The organism is Bordetella bronchiseptica (genome assembly GCF_900636925.1).
GTDB classification, from domain to species: domain Bacteria; phylum Pseudomonadota; class Gammaproteobacteria; order Burkholderiales; family Burkholderiaceae_B; genus Bordetella; species Bordetella pertussis.
On the sequence record NZ_LR134326.1, the window covers coordinates 128,110 to 142,876 of the forward strand.

The following is a 14,767-nucleotide window of genomic DNA, read 5'->3' on the forward strand; positions in this document are numbered from 1 at the left end:
TTTAGCGGCGCATGACTTTTTCGGAAGGCGTCAGCGCTTCGATATAGGCCGGGCGCGAGAAGATGCGTTCGGCGTACTTCTGCAGGGGCGCGGCGTTCTTGGGCAGTTCGATGCCGTAGTGGTCCAGGCGCCACAGCAGCGGGGCCACGGCCACGTCGAGCATCGAGAATTCATCGCCCAGCATGTACTTGTTCTTCAGCAGCATCGGGGCCAGCTGCGCGAGACGGTCGCGGATGCTCTGGCGGGCCTGCACCATCTTCTTGTCGTCCGGCTTGGCGCTGCGGTCTTCCAGGGCGCAGACGTGCACGAACAACTCTTTCTCGAAGTTGTACAGGAACAGGCGGGTGCGCGCGCGCATGACCGGGTCGGCCGGCATCAGCTGCGGGTGCGGGAAGCGCTCGTCGATGTACTCGTTGATGATGTTGGACTCGTACAGCACCAGGTCGCGTTCGACCAGAATGGGCACTTGACCGTACGGGTTCATGACCGAAATGTCTTCGGGTTTGTTGTACAGGTCGATGTCGCGGATTTCGAAATCCATTCCCTTCTCGAACAGCACGAAACGGCAGCGTTGCGAGAACGGGCAGGTGGTTCCGGAATAGAGCACCATCATGGCGATAAGTCCTTGTATGAAAAGCGAAAGGCCAGCGCCGCCAAATTAGCAGGCGCTGGCCCCGATTGCCAGGCGGGATAGGCGTACAGCCCTATCGGTACATGCCGAACCTTACCGGGAAACTCAGCGCGGGTTCGGACCTGGCGGGGCAATGCGGGTTAGCGCACGTGTTTCCAGTAAGCGGCGTTAAGGCGCCAGGCCACCACCAGGAACAAGCCCAGGAACAGCAGAACCCAGACGCCAAGCTGCTTGCGGTACAGCTGGACCGGTTCGGCCATCCAGGACATGAACGCGGTCAGGTCGGCCACGTCCTGGTCGTAGGCGGCGGATTGGGCCGGATTGACAGCTTTGAATCGGGTCTCCAGCGAGCCGTGGCCGCGGTAATCGGCCAGGGGTTCGGTCTTGGCGGTTGCGTAGCCCTGCGCATCATAAACCGTGGTGACGCGCTCCCAGTTCCTGGTGCCGTCGGCGGCTTCGACCTGGTGCACGGCAACCGTGGTCAGCTCGCGCGGGCCCTGGCGATCCCAGAGCGCATGCGGCATGCCCACGTTGGGGAACGCCAGGTTGTTCCAGCCGGTGGCCTTGGAGGTGTCGCGGTAGAACGTACGCAGGTAGGTGTACAGGTAGTCGGCGCCGCTGGGGCCGGCGTTGACCGACTTGGCGCGCGCGATCACCGAGAGGTCGGGCGGCGTGGTGCCGAACCACTTCTTGGCGTCCTGCGGCGTCATGGCGATCTTCATCAGGTCGCCGACCTTGTCGCCGGTGAACAGCAGGCTGTCCTGGATCTGCTGGTCGGTCAGGCCGATGTCCTGCAGCTTGTTGTACCGCATCGACTGCGCGCTGTGGCAGTTCAGGCAGTAGTTGACGAACAGCTTGGCGCCGTTTTGCAGCGAGGCGACGTCGTTGATGCGATCGGGCGCCTTCTCCAGGGGGAAGCCGCCTTCGGCAGCCAGGGTGGCGGTGCACGTGAGCATCAACGCGACGGCACCAATCAGCTTTTTGATCATGGTCATTCCGTTATGGATAGTTGGCTCAGTGGGCATGGAACGTCACGCGGTCGGGGACGGGCTTGAACGTGCCAAGCCGGCTCCAGACGGGCATGAGGAAGAAGAAGCCCAGATAGATCAGCGTGCCGATCTGCGAGGTCAGGTTGAACGCATCGCTAGGCGGTTGCGTACCCAGATAGCCCAACACCAGGAAGTTGACGATGAAAATGCCGTACAGCCACTTGTGCCAGGTCGGCCGGTAGCGGATCGACTTGACCGGGGAGTGGTCCAGCCAGGGCAGGAAGAACAGGATCACGACCGCGCCGCCCATGGCCACCACGCCCCAGAACTTGGCGTCGATGGTGCGCAGCAGGACCGCGACCACCACCAGGATGACCGGCGCCACGATGCGCATGGCGCCCTTGGCGCGCAGCAGCAGCGCGATGGCGCCCAGGATGGCCGCGCCGGCCAGCACCCAGGTGAACACGTCGGTGGTGGCGCGCAGCATCGAGTAGAACGGCGTGAAATACCACACCGGGGCGATGTGCGGCGGCGTCTTGAGCGGATCGGCCGGGAGGAAGTTGTTGTATTCCAGGAAGTACCCGCCCATCTCGGGGCCGAAGAACACGATGGCCGCGAAGATGATCAGGAAGCCCGCCACGCCCATGATGTCGTGCACCGTGTAGAACGGGTGGAACGGGATGCCGTCCTTGGGGCGGCCGTACTTGTCCTTGGGGCCCTTCTTGATCTCGACGCCGTCGGGGTTGTTCGAGCCGACCTCGTGCAGCGCCACCAGGTGGGCGGCCACCAGGCCGATCAGCACCAGCGGGATGGCGATGACGTGGAACGAGAAGAAGCGGTTCAGGGTGGCGTCGGACACGACGTAGTCGCCGCGGATCCAGATCGACAGTTCCGGGCCGATGAACGGGATGGCCGAGAACAGGTTCACGATCACCTGGGCGCCCCAGTACGACATCTGGCCCCAGGGCAGCAGATAGCCGAAGAAGGCCTCGCCCATCAGACAGAGGAAGATGGCCACGCCGAAGATCCACACCAGCTCGCGCGGCTTGCGGTACGAGCCGTAGAACAGGCCGCGCAGCATGTGCAGGTAGACCACCACGAAGAACATCGAGGCGCCGGTGGAGTGCATGTAGCGCACCAGCCAGCCCCACGGGACTTCGCGCATGATGTATTCAACCGACTGGAACGCGCGTTCGGCATCGGGCTTGTAATGCATGACCAGGAAAATGCCGGTCACGATCTGGATCACCAGCACCAGCAGTGCCAGGGAGCCAAAGAAATACCAGAAATTGAAATTCTTCGGGGCGTAGTACTCGGACAGATGCGCCTTCCAGGTGGAGGTCACCGGGAAGCGCTGGTCCAGCCAGCCCAACAAGCCTGTCGTCTCGACGGTTTTCTCGCCAGCCATGAAACGGCTCCTTCTCTTTATACGTGGCGTATTCTGCGTAGGTCAGGATAAGGCGACGCGGGCGTCAGGCCTTGTTGTCTTCGTCGACACCGACAATGATGCGGGTGTCGCTCAGGTACTGGTACGGCGGAACTTCCAGATTGTCCGGCGCGGGCTTGTCCTTGTAGACGCGGCCGGCCATGTCGAACGTGGAACCGTGGCAGGGGCACAGGAAGCCGCCTTGCCAGTTGCCGGGCATGCCTGCCCCGCCACCCGTTTCGAAATGCGCCGTGGGCGAACAGCCCAGGTGCGTGCAGATGCCGACACAGACAAAGAGCTCGGGTTTGCGCGAGCGGTACTCGTTCTTGGCGTAGGCCGGCGTGAAGCCGGGACGCTCGGAATTGGGGTCGGCCATCAGGCCGTCCTGCGACTTGATGCCCTTGAGCTGGTCATCGGTCCGGCGAATGATCCAGACCGGCTTGCCGCGCCACTCGACGGTGCGCATCTGGCCCGGCGCCAGGTCGCCCACGTCGACTTCGACCGGCGCGCCTGCGGCGCGGGCCTTCTCGGACGGTGCAAAGGTACTCACGAACGGCACTGCGGTCGCGACGCCGGCAACGCCGCCCACGGCACAGGCCGTTGTTACCCAGAAACGGCGCGATGGGTCAGGTGGCAGGTTGGGGTCAACTGCGCCATCATCATCGTGCACCAGCGTATCCTGACTCATCTTCCTATCCTTGTTGATGCGCCCTTTCTACATGTAGGATCGGGCTTGCAGCATCCGGTTTTGTGGGAACATGTAACAACATAGCAACCGCGTATTATAGCGCCTGCCTAATGCCGGGCATGTTACTTAAGGAGTACGCATGAGCAAAGCCACGGGTTTTATCAAAGAATTTCGCGATTTCGCGGTCAAGGGCAATGCGATCGATCTGGCCGTCGGTGTGATCATCGGCGCGGCGTTCGGCAAGATTGTCGACTCGCTGGTCAAGGATGTGGTGATGCCCCTGGTCAACTTCATCCTGGGTGGCTCGGTCGATTTCTCCAACAAATTCCTGGTGCTGTCGATGCCCGACGGCTATACCGGCCCGATGACGTACGCCGACCTGACCAAGGCCGGCGCCAACGTCCTGGCCTGGGGCAACTTCATTACCATCATCATCAACTTCGTCCTGCTGGCGTTCGTGATCTTCTGGATGGTCAAGGCCATCTATTCCGCCCGCCGCAAGGAAGAGGCCGCGCCGGAAGCGCCCGCCGCGCCGCCGGAAGATGTCACCGTGCTGCGTGAGATCCGCGACCTGCTCAAGGACAAGCAGGGGTCGTGACGGCATGCGCGGCGGGACGGCCATTCAGACCGGGTTGTCGATATCGATGAATTCGACCCGGATGCCGAACTGTCGCGCCACGGCTTCGCCCAGCGCTTGCACGCCATAGCGTTCGGTGGCGTGGTGCCCTGCTCCCACGAACGCCACGCCCGTCTCGCGCGCCAGGTGCACGGTGGATTCGGACGCCTCGCCGGTGATGTACGCATCGGCGCCGGCGTCCACGGCATCGGCCAGCATGCCCTGCGCGCCGCCGGTGCACCAGGCCACCCGCCGTACCGGGCGGTCCGGCTCGCCCACCACCAGCGGCGTGCGGCCCAGCCGCTCGGCCACGCGCTGCTGCAGTTGCGCCACGGTCTGCACGCCGGGCGCGCTGCCCAGCCACACCAGGTTGTCGGCGCCACAGGTGCGCGGCGCGCCGTCCGGGCCGGTTTCGGCCTGCAGGCCCAGCACGCGCGCCAGCTGGGCGTTGTTGCCCCATTGCGGGTGGGCATCCAGCGGCAGGTGATAGGCCAGCAGGTTCAGTTCGTGGCCCAGCGCCAGCGCCAGGCGGGTGCGGCGCGGGCCGAGCACGCGGCGGTCCTCGTTGCGCCAGAACCAGCCGTGGTGCACCAGCACCGCGTCGGCGCCGCGCTCGATCGCCGCGCGCAAAAGCGCCTCGGAGGCCGTCACGCCGGTGATAATGTGCGCGATCTCGGCCTTGCCTTCGACCTGCAGCCCGTTGGGACAATAGTCCTTGAATCGCGCCGCTTGCAGCGCGCCGTCCAGCCAGTCGGCCAGCTCGCGGATATGGATCGTTTTCATTACTCGCCCTATCGAAAATCATGCGCCGTCTTTGGCTGATATTTGCTCAGGCCGTGACAGTCAGTCTGGCCATTTTATTCGTCGTCACCACCCTGCGCCCCGATTGGCTGCGGCTGTCGGGTCCGGCGCCGGCCACGCGCGCGCCCGCGGCGGCCGCGTCCGGCCAGGCAGGGGCGTCGTATGCCGACGCGGTGGCGCGCGCCGCGCCGGCGGTGGTCAACGTATACACCACCAAGCATGTCAACGTGCCGCTGGTGCCGCTGCCCGACGATCCCGTGCTGCGCCAGCTGTTCGGCCAGGTGCCCGGCCTGAGCCGCCGCGAGGCGTCCACCAGCCTGGGCTCGGGGGTGATCGTCAGCGCCGAGGGCTATGTGCTGACCAACTATCACGTCGTCGAAGCCGCCGACGCCATCGAGGTGGCCCTGGCCGACGGGCGCCAGGCGGCGGCCAAGGTGGTGGGCGCGGATCCGGAGACCGACCTGGCGGTGCTCAAGCTGGCGGGCAAGCTGGGCGAGCTGCCGGTCGCGACCTTCGCCGACAAGCGCGCGCCGCGGGTGGGCGACGTGGTGCTGGCCATCGGCAACCCCTTCGGCGTGGGCCAGACCACTACGCAGGGCATCGTGTCGGCGCTGGGGCGCAATGGCCTGGGTATCAATACCTATGAGAATTTCATCCAGACCGACGCGGCGATCAATCCCGGCAATTCGGGCGGCGCGCTGATCGACGCCCATGGCGACCTGGTCGGCATCAATACGGCCATTTACTCCGAGACCGGCGGCTCGCTGGGCATAGGCTTCGCCATCCCGGTCGACAGCGCGCGCCGCGTGATGGAAGACATCGTGCGCACGGGCGCCGTGCGGCGCGGCTGGTTCGGCATCGAGCCGCAGGACATGACGCCCGAACTGGCGCGGGCCTTCCAGCTGCCGCGCGAGGCGCGCGGCGTGATTATCGCGGGCGTCATGCGCGACGGGCCGGCGGGCAAGGCCGGCATGCGGGTGGGCGACATCGTGCAGGCGCTCAACGGCGCGCCGGTGATCGACACGCGTGGCCTGCTGGGCCAGATTGCGTCGCTGCAGCCCGGCCAGCAGGCGGTGGCCAGCGTGCTGCGCGCCGGCAAGCCGGTGGAGCTGAAGGTGACGGTAGGCGTGCGTCCCAGCCGGCCACGCTGAGCCGGGCCGGCTAGCCGCGGTCCGTGCCGGCCGCCGCCAGCCGCACGACGGCCAGCACATGGCGGCGCGCGGGACGCGGCAGCCGCGCCCACAGCGATTGCAGTTCGGCCAGGCTGCCGTCGGGGGCGGCCGGCGCGGGCGCGGGCGCGGCGCTGGTGCCGAGCATGCCGTCGCTGAGCCAGGGTACGGTGGTGTGCAGCGCGCGCGCCAGCCGCTCCAGCGTGGCGCGGGTGGGCGCATAGGCGTCGCCGCGGGCCAGGATGCGGTGAATGGTGGATTGCGGCACGCCGGAAATGCGCGCCAATTGGTTCTGGCTGGAAATTCCGCGCCATCGCATCAAGGCGCGCAGACGGTCTGCTTGGCTCATGCCGGCAATGTAGGCATGCCGGGCGGCCGCGGCAAGCGTGAAACCGTCTACTTTTTCACGAGCGCGGCCGGTCCGTCTCAGTGCCGCTCGGTCAGGGCCTGGTCGTCTTCGGATTCTTCCTCGCCGCGGCGTCTGGGCGTGACCAGGCGCGCGCACAGCAGGCCTACCTCGTACAGCAGGCACAGCGGCACGGCCAGCATGAACTGGCTGACCACGTCGGGCGGGGTGACCACGGCCGCGATGACGAAGGCGCCCACCACGACGTAGCCGCGCGCGGCGCGCAGCTTGGCCACTTCGACGATGCCGGTCTTGACCAGCAGCACCACGGCCACCGGAACCTCGAACGTGATGCCGAAGGCCATGAACATCGTCATGACGAAGCTGAGATAGGCCTCGATGTCGGGCGCCGGCGTGATCGACTGCGGCGCGAACGTGGCGATGAAGTGAAAGACCGTGCGGAACACGAAGAAATAGCAGAACGCCATGCCGATGATGAACAGCAGCGTGCTGGAGAGGATCAGCGGCAGCGCCAGGCGCTTCTCGTGCTTGTACAGGCCGGGGGCGACGAAGGCCCAGGCCTGGTACAGCACCACCGGCAGGGCCACCACGAAGGCGGCCATCATGGTGACCTTGACGGGCACCATGAACGGCGTGATGACGCCGGTGGCGATCATGCGGGTGCCTTCGGGCAGCGAAGCCAGCATGGGCTGGGCCAGCACGTCGTAGATGGCCGAGGCGCCGGGATACAGGAACAGCACGATGAATACGGCGACCACGGCGCCGGCGGCCTTGAGCAGGCGGCTGCGCAGTTCGACCAGGTGCGAGATGAAGCTGTCCTGCTGCTGGTCGGGATTGTCGTTGGAGGCGTCCTGGCTCACGTTGCGCTACCGGTAGGCGGGGTCTTGTCGGCGGGCGTGGCCGCCGCGGGAGGCGCGATGCTGCGCGTGTCGGTGTCGGTGTCGCTGGCGACGGCGGGCGCGGGTTCGGCCGGGGCGTCGGCGCCGTTGACGGCCTTGGAGGCGTCGCGGGCGGTGTCGTCGAGCTCCGCGCGCAGCGCCTGGGTGCTGTCGCGCAGCGTATCCTCGGTCTCGCGCAAGGAAGTCTGCATCGACCGCGCGGTCTCGTCCATTTCGTCCTTGAACTTGCGCAGTTCGTCGAGTTCGATCTCGCGCCGGATATCGGACTTCACGTCATTGACATAGCGCTGCGCCCGGCCCAGGAGATGGCCGATGGTGCGCGCTACCTTGGGCAGGCGTTCGGGGCCGATGACGACCAGCGCAATGACGCCGATCACCATCAGCTCTGTGAAGCTGACATCAAACATGCGGCTGCCGCTTGTAAGAACTGGAACGATAGGAAAGGACCGGCGCCGTCATGGGCCGGTCCCGGGCCGGGACTAGGAGTTGCTTTTCTCTTTGGCCTGCACGTCGATGGTGTCGTCGGACACGCGTTGCTGCGTGACCTGATCGGCCGGCTTGTCGGCGCTGGCGTCCTTCATGCCTTCCTTGAAGCCCTTGACGGCGCTTCCCAGGTCCGAGCCGACGTTGCGCAGTTTCTTGGTGCCGAACACCAGCGCGATGATGACCAGGACAATCAACCAATGCCAGATACTGAAGCTACCCATGACGGTTCTCCGAAATTATGCGGCGGGAGCCACGCGGCCTTTCCAGGGACGCGGACCACCCAGAATATGGAAATGCAGATGCGGTACTTCCTGGCCGCCTTCGGCCCCGGAATTGGCCATCAGGCGAAAGCCCCCGTCGGGGCCGGGGTTGCAGCCGTTGCCGGCCGCCAGGCGCGACGCCAGTACAGTCATTCTACCCAACCAGCCGGCGTCGCCCTCGGCGATGTCCTGCAGCGACACGACGTGGCGGCGCGGGATCAGCAGCAGGTGCACCGGCGCGGCCGGGTTGATGTCGTGGAAGGCGACGAATTCGTCATCCTCGAACACTTTCTTGGCCGGGATTTCGCCGCGGGCGATCTTGCAGAAGATACAGTTGTCGCTCATGTCAGGTTCCGTGCTCAGTCTCGCGGCCGCCGGGCCTTTTCCTCGAGGCCGGACAATCCCTCGCGGCGCGCCAGCTCGGCCAGTACGTCCTCGGGTCGCAGATTGTAATGGGTCAAGGCTACCAGACAGTGGAACCAGAGATCAGCGGTTTCACTAATGATGCGGTCGGGCTGGCCGTCCTTGGCCGCCATGACCAGCTCGGTGGCTTCTTCGCCGATCTTCTTCAGGAAGGCGTCGGGCGCCTTGGACAGCAGCTTCGCGACGTAGGACGACTGCGGATCGCCGCCGGCCTCGGGGCGGCGCGTGGCCAGGGTATCGGCGATGCGCGACAGGATGTCGTCGCCGGCGGTCGGGGTGGTCATTTGTAGATCAGCTCCGGGTCTTTCAGCACCGGGTCGATGGTGATCCACTCGGCCTGGCTGGCGGTCCCTTCGAGGCGGCGGTAGAAGCAGCTGGCGCGCCCGGTGTGGCAGGCGATGCCGCCGTTCTGGTGAACCTTCAGCAGGATGACGTCGCCGTCGCAGTCCAGCCGCAGTTCGTGCACGTCCTGGGCATGGCCGGACTCTTCGCCCTTGCGCCACAGGCGCTGGCGCGAGCGCGACCAGTACACGGCGCGCCCGGTGGCGGCCGTCTCGGCCAGCGCTTCGCGGTTCATCCAGGCGACCATCAGGATCTGGCCGGTTTCGGCATCCTGGGCGATGGCCGGGATCAGGCCGTTCTCGTCGAAGACGACCTCGGCCATCCAGGTGGGTTCGGTATTCATGTCAGTCTCACGGCAATGCCGCGCTCGGCCATGTACTGCTTGCACTCGCGCACGGTGTGTTGGCCGAAGTGGAAGATGCTGGCGGCCAGCACGGCGCTGGCGCGGCCGGTGGTCACGCCATCGGCCAGGTGCTGCAGGTTGCCCACGCCGCCCGAGGCGATGACGGGCACGGGTACGGCATCGGAGACGGCGCGGGTGAGCTCCAGGTCGAAGCCCGATTTGGTGCCGTCGCGGTCCATGCTGGTCAGCAGGATTTCGCCGGCGCCATAGGCGGCCATGCGGCGCGCCCAGGCCACGGCGTCCAGCCCGGTGGCCTTGCGGCCGCCGTGCGTGAAGACTTCCCAGCGGGCCGGTTCGCCCTCGGCCGAGCTGCGGCGCGCGTCGATGGCGACCACGATGCATTGCGAGCCATGGTAGTCGGCCGCCGCGCGCACCAGCTCGGGGTTGGCGACCGCCGCGCTGTTGATGCTGATCTTGTCGGCGCCGGCATTGAGCAGGCGCTGTACATCGGAGACCTGGCGCACGCCGCCGCCCACCGTCAGGGGAATGAAGACCTGCGAGGCCACCTGCTCGATGATGGGCAGGATGAGGTCGCGCCCGTCGCTGGTGGCGGTGATGTCGAGGAAGGTGAGCTCGTCGGCGCCCTGCTCGTTGTAGCGGCGCGCGATCTCGACCGGATCGCCCGCATCGGTGAGGTTGACGAAGTTCACGCCCTTGACGACGCGGCCGGCGGTCACGTCGAGGCAGGGGATGATGCGGCGCGTCAGCGTGCTGGCGCCGGCGGCGGCAATGCGGCTGGCATTCATTTGGCGAGTTCGTCGGCGCGGGCCTGGGCAGCCTGGAAGTCGAGCGCGCCTTCGTAGATGCTGCGGCCCAGGATGGCGCCTTCCACGCCGTCGTCCTCGACCGCGCACAGGGCTTCGATATCGGACAGGCCGGCAATGCCGCCGGAGGCGAACACCGGGATGCGCACGTGCTGCGCCAGCCGCACCGTGGCGTCGACGTTCACGCCCGAGAGCATGCCGTCGCGGCCGATGTCGGTGTAGATGATGGCTTCACAGCCATAGTCCTCGAACTTCTTGGCCAGGTCGAGCACGTCGTGGCGCGTCAGCTTGCTCCAGCCGTCGGTGGCGACCTTGCCGTCGCGGGCGTCCAGGCCGACGATGATCTGGCCGGGAAACGCGCCGCAGGCGTCCTGCAGGAACCCCGGGTTCTTGACCGCGGCCGTGCCGATGATCACGTACGAGATGCCGGCGTCCAGGTAGCGCTCGATGGTGTCCAGGTCGCGGATGCCACCGCCGATCTGCACCGGGATGTCGTCGCCGACGGCCTGCAGGATGGCCTTGATCGGCGCTTCGTTCTTGGGCTTGCCCGCGACGGCGCCGTTCAGGTCGACCAGGTGCAGCCGGCGGGCGCCCAGGTCGAGCCAGTGGCTTGCCATGGCGGCGGGGTCTTCGGAGAACACCGTAGCATCGTCCAGGTCACCCTGGCGCAGGCGCACACAGCGCCCGTCTTTGAGATCGATGGCGGGGATCAGCAGCATGGTGGATAGCGAGCGTTGAAAAAGTCGTTGGAAATATCGGCCCAAGGCCGTCGCGACAGGCGTTTACGGTTGCCAGTCTACAAAATTGCGGTACAGGCGCAAACCGTGCTCGGCGCTCTTCTCGGGGTGGAACTGCACCGCGAAAATGTTAGCGGCCGCCACGGCGCAGGTAAAGGCGACCCCGTAATCGGTGACGCCGGTGGTCAGGGCCGGATCGGATGGAGCCGCATAATAACTGTGCACGAAATAGAAATGCGTGCCGTCCGGGATGCCCTCCCACAATGCATGGGAGCGCGTTTGCCGCACTTGGTTCCAGCCCATGTGCGGGACTTTCAGGCGTTCCCGCGCGGCAGCGGGGGGCGCCGCGGCGGCCTGGTCGGCGGCGACCGGGTCGGCGAACTGCGGGCCGGCGAAGCGGCGCACCTCGCCCGGGAAGATGCCCAGGCACGGCGTATCGCCTTCCTCGCTGCGCTCGAACAGCATCTGCTCGCCCACGCACACGCCCATCAGCGGCTTGCTGGCGGCGGCGCGCTCGACCGCGGCGCGCAGGCCGGATTCGTTCAGCGTGCGCATGCAGTCGGGCATGGCGCCCTGGCCGGGGAAGACGACGCGGTCGGCCGCGTCGATCTGCTCGGGGCGGTTACAGATCCGGATGTCGGCGTCGGGCGCGGCATGTTGCAGCGCGCGGGCGACGGAATGGAAGTTGCCCATTCCGTAATCGACAATGGCAATGGTGCTCACGAGTGTGTCTGCCTGGTGCGGGTACGGGGCGTTACAGCACGCCCTTGGTGGACGGCACGGCATCGCCCATGCGGGGATCGACCTCCAGGGCCATGCGCAGCGCGCGGCCGAAGGCCTTGAACACCGTTTCGCATTGGTGGTGGGCGTTGAAGCCGCGCAGGTTGTCGATGTGCAGGGTCATCAGGGCGTGATTGACCAGGCCCTGGAAGAACTCCCGGGTCAGGTCCACATCGAAGTCGCCGATGCGCGCGCGCGTGAAGTCGATGTGGTACTCGAGGCCCGGACGGCCCGAGAAATCGATCACCACGCGCGACAGCGCCTCGTCCAGCGGCACGTAGGCGTGGCCGTAGCGGCGCAGGCCGGCCTTGCTGCCGACCGCCTTGGCGATGGCCATGCCCAGCGTGATGCCGACGTCCTCGACCGTGTGGTGGGCGTCGATGTGCAGGTCGCCGTCGGCCTTGATGTCCAGGTCGATCAGGCCATGGCGGGCGATCTGGTCCAGCATGTGGTCCAGGAACGGCACGCCGGTGTCGATGGTCTGCTTGCCGGTGCCATCCAGGTTGACGGCCACGCGGATGCGCGTTTCATTGGTGTTGCGGGTAATTTCAGCGGTACGCATGTTAAGCACTCAGGATGTCTTGCAGCGCTGACAGGACCGCCGCGTTCTCGGTAGGCGTGCCTACGGAGATACGCAGGCAGTCGGCCAGCAGCGGGTGAGCATTCGAGAAGTTTCTAACCAGTATTTTGCGCGTTTTCAGCGCAAGATGCACGGCGTTGCCGTCCAGCTTGCCGCAAAAGCGCGCAAGTACGAAGTTGCCGGCGCTCGGAAACACGGTGACGCCGGGCAATGCGGCCAGGCCGTCGGCCAGCGGCTGGCGGTCGGCGCGCAGGCGGTCGGCCTGCGCGTCGAGTACCGGCTTGTGGCGCAATACTGCCGCCAGCACCGCCTGGCTGAGCACGTCCATGTTGTAGGGGGGACGCACTTTGTCGAATTCGGCGATCCACGCCGGATGGCCGGCCAGGTAGCCGAAACGCAGGCCGGCCAGGCCGATCTTGGATACGGTGCGCATCACGACGGCGTTGGGCTCGTCCATGATGCGCGGCATCCAGGTGTGCCCCGCGAACGGCTGGTAGGCCTCGTCCAGCACCACCAGGCCGGGGGCGGCGTCCAGGATGGCGCGCACCGCCGCGTCGGGCCACAGGCCGCCGGTGGGATTGTTGGGCAGCGCCAGGAACACGACCTTGGGCTGGTGCGCCTCGATGGCGGCCAGGGTGGCCGGCAGGTCCAGCTCCAGCCCGGCGGTCAGCGGCACGCCGACGAAACGGGCGTGCGACAGGCGCGCCGCCATGTCGAAATACACGAAAGAAGGCCAGGGCGACAGCACCGTGTCGCCGGGCTCGCAACAGGCCTGGATGATCAGGTGGATGAGTTCGTCCGAGCCGTTGCCGAACAGCAGGCCTGCCTGGGCCGGTACCTCGAACGCCTGGCGCACCTGGGCCTGCAGCGCCGGGTTGGCGGCGGCCGGATAGCGGTTGAGCGGCGTCTCGCGGGCGGCCCGGGCGATATCGTCGCGCACCTCGGCGGGCAGCTCGTACGGGCATTCCATCGCGTCCAGCTTGATACAGCCGGCGGCATCGGCCACCGGATAAGCGGTCAGCGCCCGGATGTCGGCCCGCACGGCGCGGGCGATGCGCTCGGGCGCCGCGACGCCGGTCATGGCTGGTCGAGCCGGTACTGGGCGCTGGCGGCGTGGGCCTGCAGGCCTTCGCCCAGGGCCAGTTCGGCGGCGATGCGCCCCAGCGTCTGGGCGCCCTCGCGCGAGACCTGGATCAGGCTGGAGCGCTTCTGGAAGTCGTACACGCCCAGCGGCGACGAGAAGCGCGCCGTGCGCGAGGTCGGCAGGACGTGGTTGGGGCCGGCGCAGTAGTCGCCCAGCGCCTCCGAGCTGTAGCGGCCCATGAAGATCGCGCCCGCGTGGCGGATCAGGGCGGTCCAGCGCTGCGGCTGCTCGGTGGAGATCTCCAGGTGTTCGGGGGCGATGTCGTTGGCGATGGCGCAGGCCTCTTCGAGGTCGCGCACCAGGATGAGCGCGCCGCGGTTGGCCAGGCTGACGCGCAGGATGTCGGCGCGCGGCATGCCCGGCAGCAGGCGTTCGATGGCGGCCTCGACCTCGGCCAGGAAGGCGGCGTCGGGACAGAGCAGGATGGACTGGGCCAGTTCGTCGTGCTCGGCCTGCGAGAACAGGTCCATGGCGATCCAGTCGGCCGGCGTCTTGCCGTCGCAGATCACCAGGATTTCGCTCGGGCCGGCGATCATGTCGATGCCGACGGTGCCGAAGACGCGCCGCTTGGCGGCGGCGACATAGGCGTTGCCCGGGCCGACGATCTTGTCGACCGCCGGCACCGTGGCGGTGCCGTAGGCCAGCGCGCCGACGGCCTGGGCGCCGCCGATGGCGAAGGCGCGGTCGACGCCGGCGATGGCGGCGGCGGCCAGCACGATGGGGTTGCGCACGCCGTCCGGCGTGGGCGTGACCATGATCAGCTCGGGCACGCCGGCAACCTTGGCCGGAATGGCGTTCATCAGCACCGACGACGGATAGGCGGCCTTGCCGCCGGGCACGTACAGGCCGACGCGGTCCAGCGCCGTGATCTGCTGGCCCAGCATGGTGCCGTCGGCCTCGGTGTAGGTCCAGGTCTCGCCGCGCTGGCGCTCGTGATAGGCGCGCACGCGCGCGGCGGCGGCTTCCAGCGCCTGGCGCTGGGCGGCCGGCAGCGAATCCAGCGCCGCATGCCAATCGGCCTGGGGGATTTCCAGGGCCGTGGCGTCGTCGACGGCCAGGCGGTCGAAGCGCTGGGTGTATTCGAGCAGCGCGGCGTCGCCGCGGCGGCGCACGTCGGCCAGGATGCCGGCGGCGGCCTGGTCGATGGATTCGTCCTGCTCGGCCTCGAAGGCCAGCAATTGGGACAGGGCGGTTTTGAACCCGGGATCGCGGGAGTCGAGACGATTGATCAAGGCCATGGCGTCATGGTACTGCAAGGAAGG

At 67.0% G+C, this 14,767-nt stretch carries 20 protein-coding genes; 2 read left to right on the forward strand and 18 right to left on the reverse strand.

The genetic code is table 11. The annotated features are described in order from the left end of the window. Nucleotide 1: 1 nt before the first annotated feature. From EL288_RS00600 to petA, 4 genes are all read right to left on the reverse strand, one after another. On the reverse strand, nucleotides 2–613 hold the full coding sequence (locus EL288_RS00600) for a glutathione S-transferase N-terminal domain-containing protein (RefSeq protein WP_003815819.1): 612 nt from the start codon (nucleotides 611–613) through the stop codon (nucleotides 2–4). Between the two features lie 158 nt (nucleotides 614–771). Beyond that, on the reverse strand, nucleotides 772–1,626 hold the full coding sequence (locus EL288_RS00605) for a cytochrome c1 (RefSeq protein WP_003815818.1): 855 nt from the start codon (nucleotides 1,624–1,626) through the stop codon (nucleotides 772–774). 19 nt (nucleotides 1,627–1,645) lie between these two features. Beyond that, a complete protein-coding gene (locus EL288_RS00610) occupies nucleotides 1,646–3,028 on the reverse strand; it encodes a cytochrome b (protein ID WP_003815816.1) in 1,383 nt (460 codons plus the stop codon). 64 nt (nucleotides 3,029–3,092) lie between these two features. Continuing rightward, nucleotides 3,093–3,734, reverse strand: coding sequence for a ubiquinol-cytochrome c reductase iron-sulfur subunit (gene petA, locus EL288_RS00615; RefSeq protein WP_003815815.1), 642 nt, complete (start codon nucleotides 3,732–3,734; stop codon nucleotides 3,093–3,095). Between the two features lie 139 nt (nucleotides 3,735–3,873). Here petA and mscL point away from each other — a divergent pair, with 139 nt between their 5' ends. Next, on the forward strand, nucleotides 3,874–4,332 hold the full coding sequence (mscL, locus tag EL288_RS00620; protein WP_003815814.1) for a large conductance mechanosensitive channel protein MscL: 459 nt from the start codon (nucleotides 3,874–3,876) through the stop codon (nucleotides 4,330–4,332). 24 nt (nucleotides 4,333–4,356) lie between these two features. Here mscL and EL288_RS00625 read toward each other — a convergent pair whose 3' ends face one another. Beyond that, a complete protein-coding gene (locus EL288_RS00625; protein ID WP_010927226.1) occupies nucleotides 4,357–5,133 on the reverse strand; it encodes a Nif3-like dinuclear metal center hexameric protein in 777 nt (258 codons plus the stop codon). A gap of 53 nt (nucleotides 5,134–5,186) precedes the next feature. Here EL288_RS00625 and EL288_RS00630 point away from each other — a divergent pair, with 53 nt between their 5' ends. Continuing rightward, a complete protein-coding gene (locus EL288_RS00630; RefSeq protein ID WP_003815812.1) occupies nucleotides 5,187–6,302 on the forward strand; it encodes a S1C family serine protease in 1,116 nt (371 codons plus the stop codon). Between the two features lie 10 nt (nucleotides 6,303–6,312). Here EL288_RS00630 and EL288_RS00635 read toward each other — a convergent pair whose 3' ends face one another. The 13 genes from EL288_RS00635 to hisD all read right to left on the reverse strand — a co-directional run bounded on the left by EL288_RS00635 (nucleotide 6,313) and on the right by hisD (nucleotide 14,743). Continuing rightward, on the reverse strand, nucleotides 6,313–6,669 hold the full coding sequence (locus EL288_RS00635) for a helix-turn-helix domain-containing protein (RefSeq protein ID WP_003815811.1): 357 nt from the start codon (nucleotides 6,667–6,669) through the stop codon (nucleotides 6,313–6,315). Between the two features lie 77 nt (nucleotides 6,670–6,746). Further along, nucleotides 6,747–7,547 (reverse strand): twin-arginine translocase subunit TatC, encoded by an 801-nt coding sequence (tatC, locus tag EL288_RS00640; RefSeq protein WP_003815810.1) that lies wholly within the window; start codon nucleotides 7,545–7,547, stop codon nucleotides 6,747–6,749. Then, nucleotides 7,544–7,993: a Sec-independent protein translocase protein TatB gene (gene tatB / locus EL288_RS00645; protein ID WP_033448907.1), complete on the reverse strand. Its 450-nt coding sequence runs from the start codon at nucleotides 7,991–7,993 to the stop codon at nucleotides 7,544–7,546. Before tatB ends, tatC begins: the two co-directional genes overlap by 4 nt. A 72-nt stretch (nucleotides 7,994–8,065) precedes the next feature. Continuing rightward, a complete protein-coding gene (gene tatA, locus EL288_RS00650) occupies nucleotides 8,066–8,293 on the reverse strand; it encodes a Sec-independent protein translocase subunit TatA (RefSeq protein ID WP_003815808.1) in 228 nt (75 codons plus the stop codon). A 15-nt stretch (nucleotides 8,294–8,308) separates the two neighbouring features. Then, nucleotides 8,309–8,677 (reverse strand): histidine triad nucleotide-binding protein, encoded by a 369-nt coding sequence (locus EL288_RS00655; protein ID WP_003815807.1) that lies wholly within the window; start codon nucleotides 8,675–8,677, stop codon nucleotides 8,309–8,311. A 14-nt stretch (nucleotides 8,678–8,691) separates the two neighbouring features. After that, a complete protein-coding gene (locus tag EL288_RS00660) occupies nucleotides 8,692–9,039 on the reverse strand; it encodes a phosphoribosyl-ATP diphosphatase (protein WP_003815805.1) in 348 nt (115 codons plus the stop codon). Next, entirely contained in the window at nucleotides 9,036–9,440 is a 405-nt protein-coding gene (hisI, locus tag EL288_RS00665; RefSeq protein WP_003815804.1) for a phosphoribosyl-AMP cyclohydrolase, read from the reverse strand. Before hisI ends, EL288_RS00660 begins: the two co-directional genes overlap by 4 nt. After that, entirely contained in the window at nucleotides 9,437–10,246 is an 810-nt protein-coding gene (gene hisF / locus EL288_RS00670) for an imidazole glycerol phosphate synthase subunit HisF (RefSeq protein ID WP_003815802.1), read from the reverse strand. Before hisF ends, hisI begins: the two co-directional genes overlap by 4 nt. Then, the gene (gene hisA / locus EL288_RS00675) at nucleotides 10,243–10,983 is read right to left on the reverse strand and encodes a 1-(5-phosphoribosyl)-5-[(5-phosphoribosylamino)methylideneamino]imidazole-4-carboxamide isomerase (RefSeq protein ID WP_010927224.1); all 741 of its coding nucleotides are present in this window, start codon (nucleotides 10,981–10,983) and stop codon (nucleotides 10,243–10,245) included. Before hisA ends, hisF begins: the two co-directional genes overlap by 4 nt. A gap of 63 nt (nucleotides 10,984–11,046) precedes the next feature. After that, the gene (gene hisH, locus EL288_RS00680) at nucleotides 11,047–11,724 is read right to left on the reverse strand and encodes an imidazole glycerol phosphate synthase subunit HisH (RefSeq protein ID WP_003815798.1); all 678 of its coding nucleotides are present in this window, start codon (nucleotides 11,722–11,724) and stop codon (nucleotides 11,047–11,049) included. Between the two features lie 31 nt (nucleotides 11,725–11,755). Further along, complete coding sequence (gene hisB / locus EL288_RS00685; protein WP_003815795.1) at nucleotides 11,756–12,343, reverse strand: imidazoleglycerol-phosphate dehydratase HisB; 588 nt, start codon at nucleotides 12,341–12,343, stop codon at nucleotides 11,756–11,758. Between the two features lies 1 nt (nucleotide 12,344). Beyond that, nucleotides 12,345–13,442: a histidinol-phosphate transaminase gene (hisC, locus tag EL288_RS00690; protein ID WP_010927223.1), complete on the reverse strand. Its 1,098-nt coding sequence runs from the start codon at nucleotides 13,440–13,442 to the stop codon at nucleotides 12,345–12,347. Further along, the gene (gene hisD / locus EL288_RS00695; RefSeq protein WP_010931641.1) at nucleotides 13,439–14,743 is read right to left on the reverse strand and encodes a histidinol dehydrogenase; all 1,305 of its coding nucleotides are present in this window, start codon (nucleotides 14,741–14,743) and stop codon (nucleotides 13,439–13,441) included. Before hisD ends, hisC begins: the two co-directional genes overlap by 4 nt. Nucleotides 14,744–14,767: the final 24 nt, after the last annotated feature.

Bases quoted from the DNA above. Each gene is read 5' to 3' on its own strand.
- EL288_RS00600 (WP_003815819.1), bottom strand. From the start codon at position 613: ATGATGGTGCTCTATTCCGGAACCACCTGCCCGTTCTCGCAACGCTGC.
- EL288_RS00605 (WP_003815818.1), bottom strand. From the start codon at position 1,626: ATGACCATGATCAAAAAGCTGATTGGTGCCGTCGCGTTGATGCTCACG.
- EL288_RS00610 (WP_003815816.1), bottom strand. From the start codon at position 3,028: ATGGCTGGCGAGAAAACCGTCGAGACGACAGGCTTGTTGGGCTGGCTG.
- petA (WP_003815815.1), bottom strand. From the start codon at position 3,734: ATGAGTCAGGATACGCTGGTGCACGATGATGATGGCGCAGTTGACCCC.
- mscL (WP_003815814.1), top strand. From the start codon at position 3,874: ATGAGCAAAGCCACGGGTTTTATCAAAGAATTTCGCGATTTCGCGGTC.
- EL288_RS00625 (WP_010927226.1), bottom strand. From the start codon at position 5,133: ATGAAAACGATCCATATCCGCGAGCTGGCCGACTGGCTGGACGGCGCG.
- EL288_RS00635 (WP_003815811.1), bottom strand. From the start codon at position 6,669: ATGAGCCAAGCAGACCGTCTGCGCGCCTTGATGCGATGGCGCGGAATT.
- tatB (WP_033448907.1), bottom strand. From the start codon at position 7,993: ATGTTTGATGTCAGCTTCACAGAGCTGATGGTGATCGGCGTCATTGCG.
- tatA (WP_003815808.1), bottom strand. From the start codon at position 8,293: ATGGGTAGCTTCAGTATCTGGCATTGGTTGATTGTCCTGGTCATCATC.
- EL288_RS00655 (WP_003815807.1), bottom strand. From the start codon at position 8,677: ATGAGCGACAACTGTATCTTCTGCAAGATCGCCCGCGGCGAAATCCCG.
- EL288_RS00660 (WP_003815805.1), bottom strand. From the start codon at position 9,039: ATGACCACCCCGACCGCCGGCGACGACATCCTGTCGCGCATCGCCGAT.
- hisI (WP_003815804.1), bottom strand. From the start codon at position 9,440: ATGAATACCGAACCCACCTGGATGGCCGAGGTCGTCTTCGACGAGAAC.
- hisF (WP_003815802.1), bottom strand. From the start codon at position 10,246: ATGAATGCCAGCCGCATTGCCGCCGCCGGCGCCAGCACGCTGACGCGC.
- hisA (WP_010927224.1), bottom strand. From the start codon at position 10,983: ATGCTGCTGATCCCCGCCATCGATCTCAAAGACGGGCGCTGTGTGCGC.
- hisB (WP_003815795.1), bottom strand. From the start codon at position 12,343: ATGCGTACCGCTGAAATTACCCGCAACACCAATGAAACGCGCATCCGC.
- hisC (WP_010927223.1), bottom strand. From the start codon at position 13,442: ATGACCGGCGTCGCGGCGCCCGAGCGCATCGCCCGCGCCGTGCGGGCC.
- hisD (WP_010931641.1), bottom strand. From the start codon at position 14,743: ATGGCCTTGATCAATCGTCTCGACTCCCGCGATCCCGGGTTCAAAACC.